General features: G+C 39.8%; 21 protein-coding genes. 3 read left to right on the plus strand and 18 right to left on the minus strand.

Translation table 11 applies throughout. The features are described 5' to 3' along the window. Positions 1-11: 11 nt before the first annotated feature. The 7 genes from TH67_RS00220 to ileS form a co-directional block, all read right to left on the minus strand. Positions 12-365 carry an MmcQ/YjbR family DNA-binding protein gene (locus tag TH67_RS00220; protein ID WP_072593846.1) on the minus strand — a complete coding sequence of 118 codons (354 nt, stop codon included), beginning with the start codon at positions 363-365 and terminating at the stop codon, positions 12-14. Positions 366-484: 119 nt separating this feature from the next. Then, a complete protein-coding gene (locus TH67_RS00225; protein ID WP_072594087.1) occupies positions 485-1,279 on the minus strand; it encodes a carbon-nitrogen hydrolase family protein in 795 nt (264 codons plus the stop codon). Continuing rightward, positions 1,272-1,463: an exodeoxyribonuclease VII small subunit gene (xseB, locus tag TH67_RS00230; RefSeq protein ID WP_004317712.1), complete on the minus strand. Its 192-nt coding sequence runs from the start codon at positions 1,461-1,463 to the stop codon at positions 1,272-1,274. The genes TH67_RS00225 and xseB overlap by 8 nt, the downstream gene beginning before the upstream one ends. 3 nt (positions 1,464-1,466) lie before the next feature. Next, positions 1,467-2,573 carry a homoserine O-acetyltransferase MetX gene (gene metX / locus TH67_RS00235; RefSeq protein ID WP_072593847.1) on the minus strand — a complete coding sequence of 369 codons (1,107 nt, stop codon included), beginning with the start codon at positions 2,571-2,573 and terminating at the stop codon, positions 1,467-1,469. After that, a complete protein-coding gene (guaB, locus tag TH67_RS00240) occupies positions 2,573-4,021 on the minus strand; it encodes an IMP dehydrogenase (RefSeq protein ID WP_072593848.1) in 1,449 nt (482 codons plus the stop codon). Before guaB ends, metX begins: the two co-directional genes overlap by 1 nt. Positions 4,022-4,025: 4 nt before the next feature. Then, the gene (gene gatA / locus TH67_RS00245) at positions 4,026-5,384 is read right to left on the minus strand and encodes an Asp-tRNA(Asn)/Glu-tRNA(Gln) amidotransferase subunit GatA (protein ID WP_072593849.1); all 1,359 of its coding nucleotides are present in this window, start codon (positions 5,382-5,384) and stop codon (positions 4,026-4,028) included. A gap of 99 nt (positions 5,385-5,483) precedes the next feature. Then, the gene (ileS, locus tag TH67_RS00250; RefSeq protein WP_072593850.1) at positions 5,484-8,240 is read right to left on the minus strand and encodes an isoleucine--tRNA ligase; all 2,757 of its coding nucleotides are present in this window, start codon (positions 8,238-8,240) and stop codon (positions 5,484-5,486) included. A 95-nt stretch (positions 8,241-8,335) separates the two neighbouring features. On the opposite strand from ileS, the gene TH67_RS00255 reads away from it, so the two are divergent. The 3 genes from TH67_RS00255 (at position 8,336) to TH67_RS10490 (ending at position 9,888) form a co-directional block, all read left to right on the plus strand. Further along, positions 8,336-9,433 carry a CinA family protein gene (locus TH67_RS00255; RefSeq protein WP_072593851.1) on the plus strand — a complete coding sequence of 366 codons (1,098 nt, stop codon included), beginning with the start codon at positions 8,336-8,338 and terminating at the stop codon, positions 9,431-9,433. Between the two features lie 90 nt (positions 9,434-9,523). Continuing rightward, positions 9,524-9,751: a hypothetical protein gene (locus TH67_RS10485; protein WP_234401513.1), complete on the plus strand. Its 228-nt coding sequence runs from the start codon at positions 9,524-9,526 to the stop codon at positions 9,749-9,751. Then, positions 9,736-9,888, plus strand: a complete 153-nt coding sequence (locus tag TH67_RS10490) for a hypothetical protein (RefSeq protein ID WP_257637994.1) — start codon at positions 9,736-9,738, stop codon at positions 9,886-9,888. Before TH67_RS10485 ends, TH67_RS10490 begins: the two co-directional genes overlap by 16 nt. Positions 9,889-10,109: 221 nt before the next feature. On the opposite strand, the gene TH67_RS00265 is transcribed toward TH67_RS10490, so the two are convergent. The 11 genes from TH67_RS00265 to TH67_RS00315 all read right to left on the minus strand — a co-directional run bounded on the left by TH67_RS00265 (position 10,110) and on the right by TH67_RS00315 (position 19,272). Then, positions 10,110-12,338 (minus strand): hypothetical protein, encoded by a 2,229-nt coding sequence (locus TH67_RS00265; protein WP_072593852.1) that lies wholly within the window; start codon positions 12,336-12,338, stop codon positions 10,110-10,112. Continuing rightward, positions 12,335-12,853 carry a LolA family protein gene (locus tag TH67_RS00270; RefSeq protein WP_072593853.1) on the minus strand — a complete coding sequence of 173 codons (519 nt, stop codon included), beginning with the start codon at positions 12,851-12,853 and terminating at the stop codon, positions 12,335-12,337. The genes TH67_RS00265 and TH67_RS00270 overlap by 4 nt, the downstream gene beginning before the upstream one ends. Continuing rightward, positions 12,850-13,272 carry an acyl-CoA thioesterase gene (locus TH67_RS00275; protein WP_072593854.1) on the minus strand — a complete coding sequence of 141 codons (423 nt, stop codon included), beginning with the start codon at positions 13,270-13,272 and terminating at the stop codon, positions 12,850-12,852. The genes TH67_RS00270 and TH67_RS00275 overlap by 4 nt, the downstream gene beginning before the upstream one ends. Before the next feature lie 2 nt (positions 13,273-13,274). After that, a complete protein-coding gene (locus TH67_RS00280; protein WP_072593855.1) occupies positions 13,275-14,885 on the minus strand; it encodes a glycosyltransferase family 2 protein in 1,611 nt (536 codons plus the stop codon). After that, entirely contained in the window at positions 14,882-16,438 is a 1,557-nt protein-coding gene (locus TH67_RS00285; protein ID WP_072593856.1) for an AMP-binding protein, read from the minus strand. Before TH67_RS00285 ends, TH67_RS00280 begins: the two co-directional genes overlap by 4 nt. Beyond that, positions 16,428-16,865, minus strand: coding sequence for a DNA gyrase subunit B (locus TH67_RS00290; protein WP_257637995.1), 438 nt, complete (start codon positions 16,863-16,865; stop codon positions 16,428-16,430). The genes TH67_RS00285 and TH67_RS00290 overlap by 11 nt, the downstream gene beginning before the upstream one ends. Positions 16,866-16,962: 97 nt before the next feature. Beyond that, a complete protein-coding gene (locus TH67_RS00295) occupies positions 16,963-17,208 on the minus strand; it encodes an acyl carrier protein (protein WP_021090641.1) in 246 nt (81 codons plus the stop codon). A gap of 2 nt (positions 17,209-17,210) precedes the next feature. Continuing rightward, complete coding sequence (locus TH67_RS00300) at positions 17,211-17,468, minus strand: phosphopantetheine-binding protein (RefSeq protein WP_021090881.1); 258 nt, start codon at positions 17,466-17,468, stop codon at positions 17,211-17,213. After that, positions 17,452-18,198, minus strand: a complete 747-nt coding sequence (locus TH67_RS00305; RefSeq protein WP_072593858.1) for a lysophospholipid acyltransferase family protein — start codon at positions 18,196-18,198, stop codon at positions 17,452-17,454. The genes TH67_RS00300 and TH67_RS00305 overlap by 17 nt, the downstream gene beginning before the upstream one ends. Continuing rightward, positions 18,188-18,856, minus strand: a complete 669-nt coding sequence (locus TH67_RS00310) for a beta-ketoacyl synthase chain length factor (RefSeq protein ID WP_072593859.1) — start codon at positions 18,854-18,856, stop codon at positions 18,188-18,190. Before TH67_RS00310 ends, TH67_RS00305 begins: the two co-directional genes overlap by 11 nt. Further along, on the minus strand, positions 18,856-19,272 hold the full coding sequence (locus TH67_RS00315; protein ID WP_072593860.1) for an excinuclease ABC subunit A: 417 nt from the start codon (positions 19,270-19,272) through the stop codon (positions 18,856-18,858). The genes TH67_RS00310 and TH67_RS00315 overlap by 1 nt, the downstream gene beginning before the upstream one ends. Between the last annotated feature and the right edge of the window lie 11 nt (positions 19,273-19,283).

The following is a 19,283-nucleotide window of genomic DNA, read 5'->3' on the forward strand; positions in this document are numbered from 1 at the left end:
AAAAATGGCTTTTATTTGCTTAAGCTAAAGCTTTCATCTATCAGGTCAAAAACTGTTTTTTGTGAGATTTTGGAGTTTAAATTTACATTTATCCAGTGCTTTTTATTCATATGATATGCTTTAAAAATTTGCCTCTCATCAACTAGCACCATGGCTAGATCTGGGCTGCATTTTAGATTTAAAACCTCTATCATCTCGTCACTTTTAAGGCCTAGCTTGCTAGCGCTTATCTCCATAAGCAGTGCAAACCACTTCTCATTTTTCTTGTGACGAAAGGCGCTAAATTTTGGATATTTTGGGAAGATTTGCTCACCTAAAATGTCAAATTTCTCTTTTATATATATCTCAACGTCATCTCGTTTCAAATTTCACTCCAAAATTCCTTTAAAGAGCGCTCATTCTCGTAGTTGTGATGTCACATTACCCAACTCGTAATCGTGATAACTTTTACTAAATTTGCTCTTTTCTACCTAGGCACAGCGTTTTATCTTTTAAATTTAGCCTCTATCTGCATAAAGCCCCAAGTGTTTCTAGCCTCACTAAGCTCCTTTTTGCTAAGCTCATCGATCATCATCTCTTCATTTTTACCAAGCCTATTTTTAACTTCACCAAACGGATTAATAAGCATCGAGTCGCCGTAAAAACTCCACTGCGTATCATCGCTCTTGTGGCTCCCTACGCGGTTTACGCGCAGCACGTAGACGTTATTTGTAAAAGCTCTAACCTTTAAAAGCTCCTCCCAGCGCGCCTGCGAGAAAAATGTACAAGCCGTTGGCACGAGTACGATATCAACCTTTTTAGCGCTCATATACGCCCAGCACACATCAAAGTGCGCCTCGTAACCAAACATGACACCAACCTTAAATTTATTATATGTAAAGATAGGCAAATTTAGCTCATCACTTGTGTTATTAAAGAATTTCGCCTCATTCCAGTGAGCGTAAGGCATTAGAATTTGCTGATCATATAGCTTTACTTGTGTTGAGGTAAATTTAGCTAGACTTTTAAAAATTTCCTTGCCTTTTAGATTTACAATGGGTGCAACGATATTTAGATCATACTTTTTTGCCATTGCAAAAAGAGCCTCTTTTTTGCGCTCGCTTTGCTCTTTTATAAGGCTTTTTGGCATGCTAATGAGCTCTTTAAAAAAGCTATTTAGCACATATTCACCAAGCACAACCAGCCTTGCGTTTTCGTCAGCACAAATTTTTAGGTAATAATCAAGCCTTGCCTCACTTAAAGGCTGCGTTGGTAGCTGAAGAGCACAAATTCTACTCATCATCCACCTGCTTTATGCTAAGTTTTGCGTTTTCTAAAATTTCTCTTGCCTCATTTAGTAGCTTTTTGCCCTGTTCGTGCAGCTTTATGCTATTTTCTAAGCTCACATCATCTTTGTTTAGATCGTTTAAAATTTTATCTGCTAGGGCTAATTTTTCTTCAAAGCTTTGCTCTTTTTGCTCCATTCTCTATCCTTTTAATATATTTTTTATATATCCATCAAATTTTTCTATCTCGACCAAAAAGGCGTCGTGGCCGTAGTTGCTATCTATCTCTACAAAATTTGTCTTTGCCTCCCGCCCCATCTGGCAAAGTGCGTCATAAATTTCTCTCATGCAGCTTGGCGGAAAGAGCAGATCGCCTTTAAATGCGATAAGGTGCAAATTTGCTTTGATCGGCGCAAGGGCGTCTTTTAGGTTGTCATAGTGTCTTGTGCAGTCAAAGATATTCATCATCTTTACGATGTATAGGTAGCTTAGCGGATCAAACCTCTTTGGAAAGTTGTAGCCGTTGTACTCCATGTAGCGATCCACCTGAAAGCGCCCAGAAAGCTCGTAAAGGCCGTCAGTTTCTACGTAGTTTCGTCCAAATTTCTCATCCATGCTATCAGGGCTTAAGAAGCTGATATGCCCTGCCATCCTGCCGTAAGCCATGCCTTTTAGACCATTTTTTCTTATAAAATCCGCGTCGTATTCGCCGTTTTTGAAATTTTCATCGTTTAAAATGGCTTCAATGGCGATCTTGTTAAACGCTATCGCCCAAGGCTTAGTCTGATAGGTGCTTGCAAGCATTATGATATCTTGCGCAAATTCTGGAAACTCTATGGCGTAGCAAAGTGCCTGCATACCGCCAAGACTACCGCCTATCACGGCTCTTGCCCTTGTGATGCCAAGCTCGCTAAATAGCCTCATCTGCGCCTTTACCACGTCGCTTATGGCAAGGACAGGGAAATTTAGCCGATACTCTTTGCCACTACTTCTATCCACGCTTAGCGGCGAGGTCGAGCCAAAGCACGAGCCTAAGATATTTACACAGATAACGTAAAATTTATCGGTATCGACCGCCTTTTTGCTGCCTATTAGCCCGTCCCACCAGCCAGCTTTCTCATCGCCTGAGTAAGTGCCAGCTGCGTGGTGCGAGCCAGTTAAGGCGTGACAGATCACGATAACGTTGCTTTTATCGGCATTTAACGTGCCGTAAGTCTCATAAATAAGCTTGAAATTTGATAGCATACGGCCACTCTCAAGATAGAGTGGCTCGTTAAATTTAATAGTTCTAGTTTGCAGGTCTAACACTAATTAACTTTGTAGTTTGGTGCCTCGTGAGTGATAACTACGTCGTGGACGTGGCTCTCTTTTAGTCCTGCGCTTGTTATCTCGACAAATTCAGCTCTTTCTTGAAGAGTTGGGATGTCTTTTGCGCCAACATAGCCCATAGCACTTCTTAGGCCGCCTATTAGCTGATGGATCACATCTTTTATGCTGCCAGCAAATGGCACACGGCCTTCGATGCCTTCAGGCACAAGCTTGTCTTGAGCGGTGCCCTCTTGAAAGTAGCGGTCAGAGCTGCCCTTTGTCATAGCGCCTATTGAGCCCATGCCGCGATAGACTTTATACTGGCGACCTTGGAATGTTATAAGCTCGCCTGGACTCTCTTCACAACCTGCAAGTAAGCTACCAGCCATAACGCAAGCTGCACCTGCTGCAAGGGCTTTTGCCACGTCACCTGAGTATTTTAGACCGCCATCTGCGATAACTGGGATGCCATATTTCGCTGCTTCGCTTGCGCAGTCGTCAATCGCTGAAATTTGAGGCACACCAACGCCAGCAACGATCCTTGTGGTACAAATAGATCCTGGTCCGATGCCCACTTTTATGCCGTCCGCTCCTGCTTCTGCTAGGTCTTTTACAGCTGCTGGATTTGCGATATTGCCAGCTATGACATCGACATTAAAATTTGCTTTTACCTCTTTTAAAGTGTCGATGATGCCCTTTGAGTGGCCGTGAGCTGAGTCGATGACGATGACATCTACGCCAGCGTCAACTAGCGCTTTAGCGCGGTCTATCTGACCAACGCCAATAGCCGCAGCCACGCGAAGTCTGCCGTAGCTGTCTTTATTTGCATTTGGATACTCTTTGCGTTTTTTTAGATCTTTTATGGTGATAAGTCCGTCAAGTCTGCCGTCTTTATCGACGATAGGTAGCTTTTCAACCCTGTTTTGAGAGAAAATTTTCTCCGCATCATCAAGCGTGCAGCCCTTTGGTGCAGTGATAAGCGGTGCTTTTGTCATGCGGTCTTTTACCAAAGTGCTCATATTTGTCTCAAATCTCAAGTCGCGGTTTGTTAAAATTCCTATTAGTTTACGGTCCTTGTCGATGACTGGAACGCCTGAAATATGAAGATCTGACATAAGGCTTAGAGCTTCAGCCACGGTCGCTTCTGGATTTATAAAGATAGGATCGATGATGACGCCACTTTCGCTTTTTTTGACGCGTTTGACCTCTTTTGCTTGGCTTTCGATATCCATATTTTTGTGGATGACGCCGATACCGCCGAGCCTCGCCATCATAATAGCAGTTCTATGCTCAGTCACCGTATCCATCGCAGCAGAGACGATCGGGATATTTAGCGTGACATTTTTGCTGATCCTGGTTTTGACATCAACTTGCTTTGGCAAAATTTCAGAGTACTGCGGTACAAGAAGCACATCTTCAAACGTTAAAGCTCTCTTTACTATCTTCATATTTTTATCCTTTTATTAAATTTTCTAGGCTCTTAGCACCATTTATCAAGGTCTGTTCGTCCCACGCTTTCGCGATAAGCTGGGCGCTCACGTTTAAATTTTGACCATCTTTGCCAACTGGCACAGAGATAGCTGGTAGGCCTGCTAAATTTACGCTGATCGTGTAGATGTCGCTTAGATAGGCCTGAAGCGGATCGCTGTGTGCTCCAAATTTATAAGCTGTGCTTGGAGCAACTGGCATGAAGATAAGGTCATTTTCTTCTAAAATTTTCTCGTACTGAGCTTTTATATGCGCTCTTGCTTTTTGCGCTTTGATGTAATAAGCATCGTAGTATCCGCTACTTAATACAAATGTACCAAGCAAAATTCTTCTTTTTACCTCTTCGCCAAAGCCTTCTGAGCGTGAATTTACATATAGCTCTTTTAAATTTCTAGCATCCGCGCGTCTGCCGTATCTCACGCCATCGTAGCGGCTTAAATTTGCACTTGCTTCTGCAGTTGCTATTATGTAGTAGGTTGCGACGTCATATTTCGAGTCTTCAAAATTTGTGTAAGTTACGCTGTGGCCGTGTGATTTTAGTTTTTCTATAGCTAAATTTAAAGCGACTTTTGTCTGCTCGCTTGCGTTTTCGACGTAGTTTTTGATGACGCAAATTTTTAGTTTTTTGTTGCCGTCTATCTTGTCGCTAACGCTAACAAATGGCACATCTGCGCTCGTGCTATCCTTTGGATCATGTCCAGCGATCGCGTCATATAAAATGGCTGCGTCTTCTACGTTTTGAGCGATTGGGCCTATTTGATCAAGACTGCTTGAGTAAGCACCAAGGCCGTATCTACTCACTCTGCCGTAAGTTGGCTTAAGCCCTACGCATCCACAAAATGCCGCTGGTTGGCGGATCGAGCCACCAGTATCGCTACCAAGTGCAGCTACTGCAAGGCCTGCTGCGACTGCTGCTGCTGAGCCGCCACTACTGCCACCTGGGACGTGAGCGTGATTTAGTGGGTTTAGTGTTTTGCCGTAAAATGAGCTCTCAGTCGTGCTTCCCATCGCAAATTCGTCCATATTTGTGCGGCCAAATGGAGCTAAATTTTTGCTAAGTAGCTTCTCAATGACAGTTGCATTATATGGTGCCACATAGCCTTGCAAAATTTTTGAAGCACTTGTTACATTCCAGCCTTTTACTTGGATGTTGTCTTTTATAGCGATAGGCACGCCCTCGCCTAGTTTCGCGATCTCTAAATTTGCTAGCTGCTCGACATAAGCACCAAGCTCTTTTTCTTTTATGATCTTTGCCTCAAGCTCGGCTCTTAAATTTTTTATCTCTTCAGCTGAAAATTTTAAAGCTTCTTTCAAAGTTACCACTATTTTTATCCTTTAAATTTATTAACCAAAAATATGCCAAACAAGCTAACAACGACCACCGCAGCGATCGTTGCGACTATGATAGTTGCGCTTACTGGCTCACTTAGCACTTATGACCTCTTCACATCTTGGGCATAGCGCATCTTCTTTGCTAGCATTAAATTTCCAGCATCTTGGGCATTTGTGAAGGTTGCTTGCTATGATCTTAAATTTATCACCCTCAAGCTCAAACTCGGCTAGTGGCTCGCTATCATCATAAGCTCTAACCGAGCTTACCATGTAAAGATCGGCCACTTCGCGCTCGTCGTAGCTTGTGATGTTGTGGTTTGTGGTCTCTAGACTTAGCTCTAGGGTTGATTTTATCTTTTTGTCCTTCTTAAGAACGTCCACGATCTCGTTAAATTTCTCTCTGCTGGCAAAAAGCAGCTCATCTTCAAAGCTAAGGTCAAATTTGATTGGTTCATAGACTAGGTCAAACGCGTCTTTTGCCTCGCCTTTGATGATCTTTGGAGCATAGTCCATCACCTCATCAACGGTGTAAGTAAGCGTTGGAGCGATGAGTGGCAAAAGTGCCTTTGTGATGATCGCCATCGCACTTTGAGCTGATCTTCTTCTTGGGGCGTCTTTTGCATCGCAGTAAAGCCTATCTTTGCAAACGTCAAGATATACGCCACTAAGATCGGCTGATAGGAAATTTAAAAGGATGTTAAAGCCCTTTGAAAAGTCGTAGTTTTTAAAGCAAGCACTTGCCTCGTCAAAGACCTTTTTAGCGCGTGCTAGTATCCATTTATCAAGGATATTAAACTCTGTATTTAGGCTCTCAAGATCATTTACGTTTGCTAGCAAGAAGCGGATCGTGTTGCGGATTTTGCGGTATTGCTCGCTGATTTGTTTTAATATATCTTCACTTATCTTTAAATCGCTTGAATAATCACTCATGCCAACCCAAAGGCGTAAAATTTCCACGCCGTGAGTCTTAGCCACGTCTTGTGGAGCGATGACGTTGCCCTTGCTCTTGCTCATTTTCTCGCCCTTGGCATCGACAGTAAAGCCGTGAGTTAGGATGCTCTCATAAGGTGCGTGAGAATTTATAGCTGTGCTTACTAGAAGCGAGCTTTGAAACCAGCCGCGGTGCTGATCTGAGCCTTCTAGATACATGCTTGCAGGGTATTTGCCAGCGTCGTAGTTGTCGCTTTGTAAGACTGCATGCCATGTCGAGCCGCTATCAAACCAAACATCAAGGATGTCCATCACTTTTTCTAAATTTTCAGCCTTGTATTTTGTGCCCTTTGGCAAAAGCTCGTCTATACTTAGCGCCCACCACGCATCAGCGCCTTTTTCTTTGAAAATGCCTGCGATGTGGTCTAAAATTTCACTATCAAATATAACTTCTTTTGTCGCTTTATCTCTGAAAAACGCGATCGGCACGCCCCAGTCACGCTGACGAGAGATACACCAGTCTGGGCGATTTTCTATCATCGAGCCTATTCTTTTTATGCCCACGCTTGGGTAGAATTTAACCTTTTCAAGCTCTTTTAGCGCTGTTTGTCTAAGCGTTTTGCCACCAAGTTTAGCCTCGTCCATAGCTATAAACCACTGCTTTGTAGCTCTATAAATAACAGGCTTATGTGTTCTCCAGCAAAATGGATAAGAGTGTCTAAATTTAGAGACGCTAAGTAGATTTTTGCCAAGTAGCTCTAAAATTTTCTCATTTGCTTTAAAGATGTGCATACCGACAAACTCATCTACCACGTCACTTCTAAATAGTCCGTGATGTTTTAGGCTCTCATCATAGCAGCCGCCATCATCAACCGGCATCAAAATTTCACTAAAGCCATATTTCAAGCAAACGTAGTAGTCGTCCTCACCGTGTCCCGGAGCTGTGTGAACAAGTCCGGTACCACCATCCATCATGACGTGATCGCCTAGTAAAAATCGCGATTTTCTGCCGTTTAGTGGATTTATCGCGTGAGTGTTTTCAAGTAGGCTTGATTTAAACTCTTTTTTGACCTCGCCCTTGCTTAGACCGCTTTCCACAATACTCTCAAGTAGTGGCTTTGCAAAGATCAAATTTTCAGCCGTTAGGACGTAAATTTCATCTGGATTTAGGCTTATGGCTTGATTTGCTGGAAGTGTCCAAGGGGTGGTCGTCCAGATGACAGCGCTTGCCTCTTTTACGCCAAGCTTTTCTAGTGCATCTCCATCAAACTCAAACGCTACGTAAATAGAGTAGTCCTCTTTCTCCTCGTACTCAACCTCAGCTTCAGCTAGCGCCGATCTAGCCGCCCAGCTCCAATAAACTGGCTTGCTTCTTTCAACCAAAAGCCCTTTTTTAGCGATCTCGCAAAGTGCTTTGTAGATGTCAGCCTCAAACTCAAATTTCATCGTCATGTATGGATTTTCAAAGTCGCCGATGATGCCAAGGCTTTTAAATTCATTTCGCTGAATGTCTATAAATTCTCTCGCATGCTGCCTGCAAAGCTCCCTGATCTCGACCTTGCTAAGCTCTTTTTTCTTATCGCCAAGCTTTACTTCGACTTGCTGCTCGATCGGCAAGCCGTGGCAGTCCCAGCCTGGCACGTAGCGGACGTTTTCGCCGTAAAAATAGTGCGTTTTTGTGATGATATCTTTTAAAATTTTATTTAACGCGTGGCCGATGTGTAGGTGTCCGTTTGCATACGGAGGGCCGTCGTGGATGTTGAAGTTTTTAACCGCATTTTGGCGGTTTTTCTTCATTTTTTCGTAAACCTTGCGGTCTTCGTACCATGATTTTAGTCTTTGTGGTTCATTTTGTGGAAGATTTCCGCGCATCGGGAAATTTGTCTCTGGGAGTAAAAGTGTCTCTTTATAGTCCATTTTTTACCTTGATTTTAAAATTTGCTAATTTTACACCTGTGCTGGTTAAATCACACTGAAAAATAGTATAATGGGGCAAAAAAAGGAGCTTAAAAATGAGACAAAGTATCTTGATAATAGGCGAAGATCTTGAGATAAATAGAGAATTTCTAAACTACATTTTTCAAAGTTACGAGGATCATTTTGGCGAGCTTGGAGTGGTCATTTTTGCTCCAAAAAATAGCAAAGAGCTGCCTTTTATCATCGAAAATTTATCAAAAGATTACGACTTTGTAAGCATTTTTGGCTCGGATGAAAATTTTGCCATTGCCGCAAAGATCATAGCCACTCTAACTGGGGGCTCACTCGAGCTAAAAGATAGCACGACACTTGCACTTAAAGATAGCTTAGACTACTCAAAAAATAGCTTTTTAGCCAGCCTAAATAACGCTCAGATAAATCTCATAAAAGCTAATCCAAACGAAGAACTTGGCGAGTTTTTGATTGATTTCAAGCCTGATTTTAGCTACTTTCACCTCATTGACATAGATGCTGATAGTGCTAAAATCCTTATGATGCCACTTGCTAAAACTTACGAGGTCGATATCACTCTTGCGCAAATCCTACCAAATTTGATACTAATCAAAGCAAAAAGCAACAAATTTGGCCAGATCGAGAGCTTTTTGCAAGGGGTAAAAACGCTATTTTCACAAAAATTTATTCCACAAAAAGATGTGATTGCCTTCGTGGCAAACAAACTTATGCAAAAAGGGTTAAAAATTTCATTTGCCGAGTCTTGCACGGCTGGGCTGGCGGCAGCTAAATTTGCAAGATACAGTGGTGTTTCAGCTAGCTTTGATGGCTCCTTGGTAACCTACGCAAACCATATAAAGCACGAGTGGCTAGGCGTTGAGGATGAAATTTTAGATACTTACGGAGCCGTGAGCGAGCCTTGCGTAAAAGCGATGGTAAAAGGCGCACTAAGCGCGACAAATGCGGACTTTGCGCTTGCTATTAGCGGTATCGCAGGACCTGGTGGGGGCACAGCCAGCAAGCCAGTTGGCACGGTATATGTCGCAGCTGGCGATAGAAATGGCAACATCGAGGTTGAGAGGCTTCTTTTAAAAGGGGATCGCAACTACGTTAGAGAGCAAAGCGTGCTAAGTGCCTATCTATGCCTACTACGTCTAAAAAGTGAGATATTTTTTGCTTAAAATTTTATCTTTTTAAAAATAGCACTAAATTTAACGGCGACATTCGCAATAAAATATCAAAAATAAAAAGCCAAATTTAAAAAGCTAAAGATGTTTAAAAAGATATTGTTTCTAGCTATTTCTTCGTTATTTGCATTTGGTGCTATAGCTCAAGCAGGCGAGATAAAAGCAAGCGACTCGCCCTTTGGTTACGCTAGCATTGGTGCAGAGCAAAATTTTGGCAGATACGCCGATAAAGAGAGTAAAGAAGTTGTCACAAAAGATAGACAAGAGCTCATAAAATACGCGACTATGTCATCTATGTGGATGAGCTCATAGACCTTAGCGAAGGCAAGATTCCTCAAAATGGCAATAGCTTGGGGCTAGATAAATTTATAAGCGAGATTAGCAGTGGCGAGTTTAGCTCTTATGCAAGCTTACGGCGCCTCATGCCGTGCAAATTTAGTAATCCATAAGTGTATTTTTGAAAGCGAAAAATAAAGCTTTTAAAAAGGGCAGCGTTTGCAAAAAACTAGACAAATCGCTATTTAAGCCGCCATATAAATTTTATCCCAATAAAGATTCAAACATCTAGAATGAGGCAAATAAAATGCAGATAGTGGCAAACTAGCTGTTAATAAAAAATTTTTACCAAAGCCTCCAAGCTAGACAAAACGCTTGAAGCCAGGAGTTTAAGCTAAATTTTTATATTTTTACAAGATAAGATGCTGGCGATCAGCCCATATATCAGCACGCAAAGGCTAACACTTAACCCAAATACGCTAAGGGCAGCGGTCTGGCTAAAAGATAGCGTAAAAAACGAGATAAAGCTCGTTATAAATGCGCAAAATATCCCATAAATTCGCTCTTTTTCGCTAAGGCTATCATTTAGCGCAAATATCATGTAATCAATCCCCACAGCGCTTGCAAGTATGAGTCCAAAGACACCAAAAATGCTTAAATTTACGCCAAAAATGGCGAAGATAAAGAGCGTAAGAAGCACGCCAAAGATGATGATGCCCATCACAAGTGCCGAAATGATGGCACTAAAATAAAACCATAGCAGTAAAAACGCGATCACAAGCGCTGCTATTTTTAGCTTTAGAGCAAGCTCTTTTGCCTGTGTTAGACTCTCATTTAGTGAGTCAGCAAAATTTAGGCTAAAAGCTTTGTGGCGTTCCAGCACCTCATCACTTGCCGTCCCTTTTACAAAGCCGCTCACGTAAGATACACTCGTATTTTCATCAAGCATAAATTTCTTAAAATCCTTCATTGATTTTAGAGCCAAAATTTCACTCACGCCAAGCTCTTTTTCACCCAAAATTTTTAAAATTTCATCCCTTATCTCATCTTTGTTAAAGCCAAATTTCTCATAAATCACATAAATTTGCTCATCATCAAGCGCATTTTTAAAGGCCTCTTTTAGCTCATCCTGCTCGCTTTTACTTAAAAATATATCACTTAGCGAGCTCTCATCTTTTATCAAATTTCTCTTTTTTAGCTTGGCTAAAAGGCTCTTTTCAACTCCTAAAATGTCACCGCTAGATCTTGTCACGATCATCGTATTTTGGTTGTTGCCAGTTAAGCTTAATATATAAGAAGAGTCCGCTAGCAGGCTCTTTGGCATATTTGAGTAGTCTTTTACGTTTTCGCTTTTTGATAAATTTTTAAGATCAAATCCTAGAAAAATAGCTAGCAAAATAAGCGAAAAAGCTAGAAATTTAACCCCCAAATGCCTAGCAACTATGCTTGAGAGCTTGCAAAATTTAGTTAAAAACCTATCAAAAACCTTTGATCTATAAAATTTCACACCTTCAAAAACTAAAGGCATGAAAAAATAGCTAGCTAAAAACGCAGCAACTAGCGCAAATGCCGAAAATAGCGCCACTTCTTTAAGCAGCCTAAGATCAGAAAAAGTAAAAGCTAGATAGCCACTAAGCGTGATAAGAAGGCCTAGCAAGAAAATTTTTAGCATATTTTTTATGCTGCCAGCCCTGATCGCTGCGCCCTCGTTTTTGCTAAGCCAGTGCAAGACATAGTCAAACATGAGTCCAATGAGGCTTGTGCTTATTAAAATAGTAAGGATATTTAGCTCGCCAAGGCAGAGCAAAGTGCCTGCAAATGCCACGCTAAAGCCAAATACAGCGATAAATATCACATAAAAAATTCGCAAATTTCTAAAGGCAAGCATCAAAAATATAGCGGTTAAACTAAGTGAAAGCGCACTCATATAAAGGCTCTCGCTCTCGTTTTTTTGCTTTGAAAATGCCTGATAGAGGGCACTTGAGTGCACAAAAAGCTCGTTTCGTCCAACTTTTAGTGCATTTAGCTCGTTATAAAAATTTATTAACCCTTCGCTCGAAGCTCCCTTTTTTAGCTCGCCTTTTAGCAAAAAAAAGCTCTTCTCTCCGTCCTTTACCTCAAGCATGAGCTCGGCTAAATTTAAGCTCACATTGCCATTTTTTGCACTAAAACCACTACTTAGCGAGAAAAAATCATCTTTTACATTTAAAAGCTTAAAGCTAAAGCTACTAAAAATTTCCTCTGCGCGCTTTTTAAAAAAAGCATTTTTATCGTTTTTTAGAAGCTCTAGATCAGCTCTACTTAAAAGCGCGATCTTTGAGCGGTTGATGTCACTTTTTATATCGTTTAATTTTATATCTAAGTTCACCTCAAAGCTCTTAAAAAGCGAACTTTTAAGAGCTAAGCTTTGCACATTTTTGGCCAGCTCTTTAGAATTTACCAGCACTAAAAAATTTGACGCCATCTCATCTTGCACCTCTTTTAGCACCTTTGCCTCTTTGGCGTCCTTGAAATTTATCAGTGAAAAGATGTCGGTTTGGACGTTTTTTAGGCTCGCAAGCGAATATCCAAGCGAGGCTAAAAAAACAAAGACAAAAGCCAAGATCGTGGCTAGTTTTTTCATTTTAGACTAAACTCATTTATCGTTTTATCTCCGCTTACCTCGTCAAGCTCGATCTTTTTTACCGCCTCATCGCCGCTTATCTTTATGGATTTAAAAATTTGTTTAAAGAGTAAATTTTTAGGGCTTAGCTCTATGCTCCACTCTTTTAGGCTGCCACTTGTTTTTATATCAAATTCTTTCCTAAGCTCGTTTTCATCGAGGCTGATGATAGCAAGAAATAGCTTTTCGTCAAAATTTGCGCTCGTCTTTTCAAGCTCGCCATTTTCGTTTTTGAAAATGCCATCTTTATTTATAAAAACCTTTGAGACGACTGGCTCTAGAGTATCCCAGTAAAGACCGCCATTTTCTAGTCTAAACTCGCCCGAGCTTTTTATGTTTTTGTTAAAGCCAGCCAGGCTCTTTGTCTGCGTGAAATTTCCGCTTACGCCATCAGTCTTTACCATATTTTTAAGCTCACCCAGCTCATAGCCAAAGCAAGATATAAAAATGGCTAAAAAAAGAGCTATTTTTCTCATATTTTCTCCTTTTTATTATAAGCTTCGATCGCCTTTTTTAGGGCTTCAGGCATCTCAAAGTAAGTTTGCAAGCTCTTCATGTCGATGACTGCTTGGGCTGTATTTGCCTCGCTTAGTTTTTCGCCCCTTTCATTTTCTATAAGGTAGTGAAATTTCAAAAATGTTTCGCACTCACCAAGCGTCGTCGTAACCTTTATAACGTCGTTAAAAAAGGCTGGGCGGACGTACTTTACGTCAAGTTTTACGATAGGAAAGGCGTAGCCATCTTTTTTCATAGCGATGTAGTTGTACCCTAGCTTGTCAAGTAGTTCGCAGCGTGCCATTTCTAGGTACTTGACGTAGTTGCCATGCCACATCACCTCCATGCTATCAACATCAAAAAACGCCACTTTAAATGTGCTAACGTGTGAAATTTCCACTCTTATCTCCAAAAATTAAAAAAGTTAAACCACTGAGAAGGACTCTTGCAAGCTTGCTCCTCAAGCTGCCTTACATAGCTTTGCACGTATGGCTTGACGCTTGCCTTGCGGTCACGACCTAGTTTTATCTCATCGGCTATGTCGCTTAGTTCGATGCTAAATTTATCGCCATTTTTTACGCACCAAAGCGCGCTCATTTTTACTCCCAAAATGCCAGCTAGCAAGTATGGGCCGTAGTTAAATTTAGCCATCTTGCCAAGAAAGCTAACCTCAACAAATTTATCGCCATTTACCGGAGTTCTATCGCCCATTATGCCGATATTTACGCCATTTTCTACCGCCTCTTTTAGCTCAAGCATAGCTGCTGCATCGAGGTTTTCTACGCTTATTAGCTTGATCTGCCCCTTACTTATCTGCTCTAAAATTTTATAAAAATTTTCATTTCCCTTGCTATAAACCAAGATGATCATACGAAAACTTGGCGATCTAAGCGAAAGTGTCTTGCAAATTTCTACATTCCCTAGATGGCTTGTTAGCAAAATTCTGCCACGCTTTGATGCCTCAAACTCTTCTTTTATCCACATAAGTTCGTCAATATCTAGCTCATTTTCGAGTACACCATTTTGCCAGATGCGAAATTTATCGCAAATCGCAATACCAAATTCATAAAAATTTCTAAAAACACTAGTAGCTGGCTTTTTGCCACTAAATTTCTCTACATTTTGTAAAAATTCTCTTATATTTTTTCTCTCTATTTTTGAAAAAATATAATAAAAGCAAACGACGATCATAACGATAGGTTTTATAAGAAAAATAGGTAAATTTTTAGTTAAAAATAAGCTCACCCTTAAGAAAAATTCATTTGATCTTTCGCCTTTTTGCCACCATACGTATTTTTGTCCCCTAAAGGCTTTGCTCAGCAAAAATGGAACCAAACTAAAAAAATATTTTGCATGCATAAGGCTTATTAATACGTTATCTTTTAGCATTTTAAAGTGAGAAATTCCACCTTTTTCATATCTTACTTTTAGCGGTATCCATCTTAGTCTGATATCTGCTCTCACAGCATTTACAAGGATTTCCATGTCAAATTCCATCCTATTTGACCTGCTTTGAGATATCGCCCACTCGAGCTCTTTTAGCGGATAAATTCTAAAGCCACACATTGCATCTTTTATGTCGGTGCTTAATGTATTTACCTTGACCCAAAAATTTGTGATCTTTCTACCATAAAATCTCGACTTTGGCGCATCCTTGCCATAGATAGGATCAGCCATTATCATATCGTGTGGATACTTTTTGCTAAGCTCCAAAAACTCAGCTACCTCGCTTATGTCGTGCTGAAAGTCGGCGTCGATCTGAAATGCGTGCGTGTAGCCATTTTGCAAGGCATGTCTAAAGCCATCTTTTAGTGCAGCTCCCTTACCGCCGTTTTGGGCTCTTGTAAAAATTTCTACACCAAATTCGCTCAAATTTTGCAAAGTCTTTTTTGAAGCTTCGTTTGAGCCATCATCAACTATCAAAATGTGTAGATCATAGCTCGCAAGCGCCTCACAAAGGGCTTTGATCTTTTCTGGATGGTTGTAAAATGGTATGAGAAAGAGTGTCTTCATAAGCCCAGCTTTATCCTACCAGCAGCACTTCTAGTGCCATTACAAAATATCTCAAAATAAACCTTCTCATCTTTTTGCGAAATTTCTATGCGAAGCTCGTCATTTGGCCTTACAAATTTTAAAAATTTCAGATTCTCCACCACACACTGATCGCCTATTTCTGCACCAAGCTCTCTTGCAAATTTAAATACAAAATCAAGCTGCACAAAGCCAGGCAGTAGCGGTAAATTTGGAAAATGTTCAGTAAAGATACCAAGTGCTGGGCTAAGCTTTGTCTTAAATTTATAAATGTTGCCATCGCTATTTTTATCCCAGCTAGGATCTTCACTCTTTTCTAAAAGCTCTTTAAAATTTGCTTTTAAAAATTTCCCTTGTGCGTTTTTGCAAAGCGAGCTAACGATTTTAAAATACCTAACACTATTTTTAAACTCAGGCCTTAAAAGCTCATTTAATCTTGCTACAACGCCCTTTTTGCCGCTATCTCTAAAGAGCTTCACACCCTCTTCACTAAGCTCTAAAAGTGCGGCTAGGCGCTTAAATTTTGGATGTGTATCACAGTAGCAGTCTTTTAAAAGACCACTTTCAAACATCTTATTTTCGATACTTATTAGATTGACCCTTTTGTCATTTAGCTTGACTATCCTATCGATCCTACCTTTTAGCGTGAGCCTGTTGCCATTTATCTGTGCCCAGTCGCTAGTTTGAAAAAACTCACACCATGGTGAGCTCACATTTAGTGCCTCGTCCTCGCTAAGACCTGCCTTTACCTTGCTAAAAAGTAAAAGCTCTTCGCCTAAATTTCTAGCCACTACACCAGTTTCGGTGCTGCCATAAATATCGATGATGCGCGCACTGCTTAGTTTTGCTATGCTAGCTCTTAGCTCGCTCTTTAGGGCTGAGCCGGCACAGATGATGTTTTTTAGCCCTGAAATTTCAGCTGCTCTTGGGCTAGAAATTAGTGTTTGAAGCAAAACTGGGCTTGTTATGAAACTTAAATTTTCAAGATCAAGCTCAAAGATCGCCTCTGGGTAATTTAGCTCTTTACTAACAGCCCTTGCGGCAGAGATGATGGGCAAAAATACCTTAAAAGTAAGACCAAACATATGCTGATGCGAAACGCTTGAAAAAAATGTGTCACCTTCATTAAATCCAAGTTCTTCTTTTAAAAATAGCCCTTCTTCTATCATCGCACCAAGTCTTTTTGGGATATTTTTGCTATTGCCAGTAGAGCCTGATGTCTGAAGAAAAAAGGTAGAATTTATATCAAATTTTGGCTCTATATTTCTGGCTGGAGTCAAAAAATTCTTGAAATTTTTATCATTGATATTAAATTTATCACTACTAAAAATAGGCTTTGCAAGCAAAATCGGTCTCACGCCGATCGCAAGTGCTCCAAAAAAAGCCACACAAAAGTCAAAAGTTTCGCTCAGATAGATCTCTACTTCACTTGGGCCATACTCTTTTAAATTTGCCCCAAAAATAACAACTTGTGAGTATAAATTTTTATCAATATCAACAAATTTAAACTCTTTTAGACTATTTTCAAACTCCATTTTTCCTCTTTAAAATAAAAACTTTACGATATAAAATTTCTCCAAAAAACAAAAATCCCATCAAAATATAAGAGATAAAGGAGCAGTAAATACTCCAATAAAATTTATTTTCAAAGCACGATAAAACAAATGCAAAAACCGCATTAAACACAAAAAATAAGCACCAAATTTTTGTTAGCCCTCTTGTGTAGCTAACGACCTTTTCATCTATATTTTTCTCTTTCAATCTAGCGATTTTAGTTATAACAGCCTCATCCTTTAAGCTGTAAAAAAAGAGAGCCAAAAAGCCAAGGCTTACGATACTTGGATATAAAAGTGCTAAATTTATGCTTCTAAAAATAGCGCAAATGGCAAAAAATATCCCAGCCGCTAAGCAAACCTGTCTTTTTTTACCACTTTCAAAATAGGCTCTAAGCACCCAAAGCACACATAAAACACCAAATATTAAAGTGGCATTTTGTTGCCAAAAAAATAGTACTAAAGGGTAAGCAATGCTTGCTAAAATTAGTGCTAGGTTTACTATTTTATGCTTCAAATTTCTTTGCTACGGCTTTTACGATATCATCAAGCGTTTTTACGTTTTTAAAATCCTCTGGCATCAGCCTATGCCCGGTTTGACGTTTAATGTAATCAATCATATCAATAGCGTCGATACTATCAATCTGCAAATCCTCATATATCCTAGTCTCTGGCTTTATCTTGCTCTCATCTATCTCAAAAAGATCGATCAAGGCTTTCTTTAGAATTTCAAAAATTTCTTTTTCACTCATCGTTATTTCCTATTTTCGTAAATGTATTTTGCAAGAGAAGATACGCTAAAAAATATCTCTTTTAGATTTGCACTCTTTGAGTCAAGCACGAGGCCATATTTTTTCTGCACCGCAAGCCCAAGCTCTAAAGCATCGACGCTATCAAGCCCAAGACCATCATTAAAAAGTGGCGCATTCTCATCAATATCGCTTGGCTTCATATCCTCTAAATTTAAGCTTGTGATGATCAACTCTTTTATCTCATTAACTAGCTCTTTCACCAAATTCCTCCTTATAAATTTTACTTATCTCATCATGCATTGCCCTAGCCCTCACGGGGCTTGGCCTATCCTTTAAAAACATATCAACATCAAAAATTTTTATCTCTTTAAAATGATATTTTATCTTTTCATCTGGCGTTTTGTACCATGGTTCATTTTTTCTAAGGCTTCTTGGGTGCATATTGATACCGATGCAAACAATCTTTTTAGCGCCTTTTACACCCATGTAAGCTGCTGCCTTATGAAAAATAATTTCATCTTTCGTACGTGTGCCTTCTGGGAAAATTAATAAATTTTCACCGCTTTTTAAAACCTCTACGCTTTTTTGTAAAAATTCCTCGTTATTTGTGTTTGGTATGTAGTTGCAAGCCCTAATAGCCGCAAATAAAAATATATTTTTGCCAAGCTCGCCCTTTACGATGCAGTTTATTCTTTTAAATTTTGAAACCAAAAAGACCACATCAAGAAGCGAAGGGTGATTTGCTATGACTAAATTTGATCCGCCATTTAGCTCGCTAAGCTCAAATTTATAGTCCAAACGCCCACAATTTTTAGCAACTTTTATAAAAAATCCCCAAGAAATTCTAACTAGATCGCGGCATAAATTTTGTACAAATTTAAATTTATTTAGCCCCAAAAGCACCACTGGTACAAGCAGCAAATCTCCGCTTATGCAAATGATCGCAAAAAATAAAAAGAAAGATCCGGTTCTTAAAATTTTAAGGCTCATAGCTAAAATCCCAAGATGAAGAATAACTACAACTTTGCCAGCTTTTTGATATTTTTGGATCAAAATTTATAATAAAGCTTTGTAATAAATTCTCGCAAATTTCTTTTTCTTTTTTAGCTCTTTTTAGAGTTAACACTTTATCGTTTTTTGCCCTTGAGACAACAAGAGCGAGCATAAATGATGGCTTTTTCTCATCAAAATAACTCTGCTTTATCGACTCGTGATAGGCAAGTATTAGCACCTTTTCATATCCGTCATTTAGTCTTAAAAACGCGGCTTGCAGCGCATCTTCGACTGGGCTAAAAGAGGAAATGGCAAGAATTTCATTGTGATTTTTAGCTTCTATACTAAGAAGTGACGAGATGGCATTATGTACCGAAAGTGAAAACGATGTAGGCGAAACAGGCTCAGCCTTTGCCAGCGTAGTCTCTAGCTCAAAGCAGCGATTTATCTCTCCTTCATATGAGCTAAAAATAACTGGCATATTAAGCTCGTCAAAACCACTAAGCAAGCTAAAAGCGCACTTTGCAGCACTACTTAGCCTTCTTCTTTGAATTGGTGGTATTTTTGCTAGATCAAATTCTTTTTTGTATCTAGCCAGATCCTCGTCGACATCGCCATAAGCTATCGCATCAAAAAAATCAATTTGAAATTTCATTATTTCGCGATATCGCCTTTTAGAGTAACGCCAGACATCAAAGCGCCGCTTCCGCACTGAAACTGAGTTTTTGAGTTAAATGGCTGTTTTTTGTAATAACCAGTTAGATTTACAACCTTTGTGCCACCTTCTTTTAATGCTCTTTCTTGGAAAGTCTTTAAAGCTGAAAGAAGTGCGATTTGGCATGCCTCTTCATCACTTTTATTAAAACCATTTGTCTTTTTATTTGATGTTAGATCTTTTACAATTACCTGACCGCTATAGCCTGTGCCAAAACTGATACTTACATTTTGAAGTAAAAAATTTTTAGCTTTTGGGCCATTTAGGAAGTCAAGTGAGTGATATTTCACATCATCTCTTGCATTAAGACTTGAGGCAAATGCCAAAATGGCAACTAATGAAACTAATTTTTTCATGTTTATCCTTT

Origin of the sequence: Campylobacter concisus, from assembly GCF_001891085.1 — a bacterium.
GTDB classification, from domain to species: Bacteria; Campylobacterota; Campylobacteria; order Campylobacterales; family Campylobacteraceae; genus Campylobacter_A; species Campylobacter_A concisus_O.

Coding starts and splice junctions, on each gene's coding strand:
- TH67_RS00225 (WP_072594087.1), bottom strand. CDS start 1,279: ATGAGTAGAATTTGTGCTCTTCAGCTACCAACGCAGCCTTTAAGTGAG.
- TH67_RS00310 (WP_072593859.1), bottom strand. CDS start 18,856: ATGAAATTTCAAATTGATTTTTTTGATGCGATAGCTTATGGCGATGTC.
- xseB (WP_004317712.1), bottom strand. CDS start 1,463: ATGGAGCAAAAAGAGCAAAGCTTTGAAGAAAAATTAGCCCTAGCAGAT.
- TH67_RS00315 (WP_072593860.1), bottom strand. CDS start 19,272: ATGAAAAAATTAGTTTCATTAGTTGCCATTTTGGCATTTGCCTCAAGT.
- TH67_RS00295 (WP_021090641.1), bottom strand. CDS start 17,208: ATGAGTGAAAAAGAAATTTTTGAAATTCTAAAGAAAGCCTTGATCGAT.
- TH67_RS00265 (WP_072593852.1), bottom strand. CDS start 12,338: ATGAAAAAACTAGCCACGATCTTGGCTTTTGTCTTTGTTTTTTTAGCC.
- TH67_RS10485 (WP_234401513.1), top strand. CDS start 9,524: ATGTTTAAAAAGATATTGTTTCTAGCTATTTCTTCGTTATTTGCATTT.
- TH67_RS00255 (WP_072593851.1), top strand. CDS start 8,336: ATGAGACAAAGTATCTTGATAATAGGCGAAGATCTTGAGATAAATAGA.
- TH67_RS00285 (WP_072593856.1), bottom strand. CDS start 16,438: ATGGAGTTTGAAAATAGTCTAAAAGAGTTTAAATTTGTTGATATTGAT.
- TH67_RS00280 (WP_072593855.1), bottom strand. CDS start 14,885: ATGAAGACACTCTTTCTCATACCATTTTACAACCATCCAGAAAAGATC.
- TH67_RS00305 (WP_072593858.1), bottom strand. CDS start 18,198: ATGAGCCTTAAAATTTTAAGAACCGGATCTTTCTTTTTATTTTTTGCG.
- TH67_RS00270 (WP_072593853.1), bottom strand. CDS start 12,853: ATGAGAAAAATAGCTCTTTTTTTAGCCATTTTTATATCTTGCTTTGGC.
- ileS (WP_072593850.1), bottom strand. CDS start 8,240: ATGGACTATAAAGAGACACTTTTACTCCCAGAGACAAATTTCCCGATG.
- guaB (WP_072593848.1), bottom strand. CDS start 4,021: ATGAAGATAGTAAAGAGAGCTTTAACGTTTGAAGATGTGCTTCTTGTA.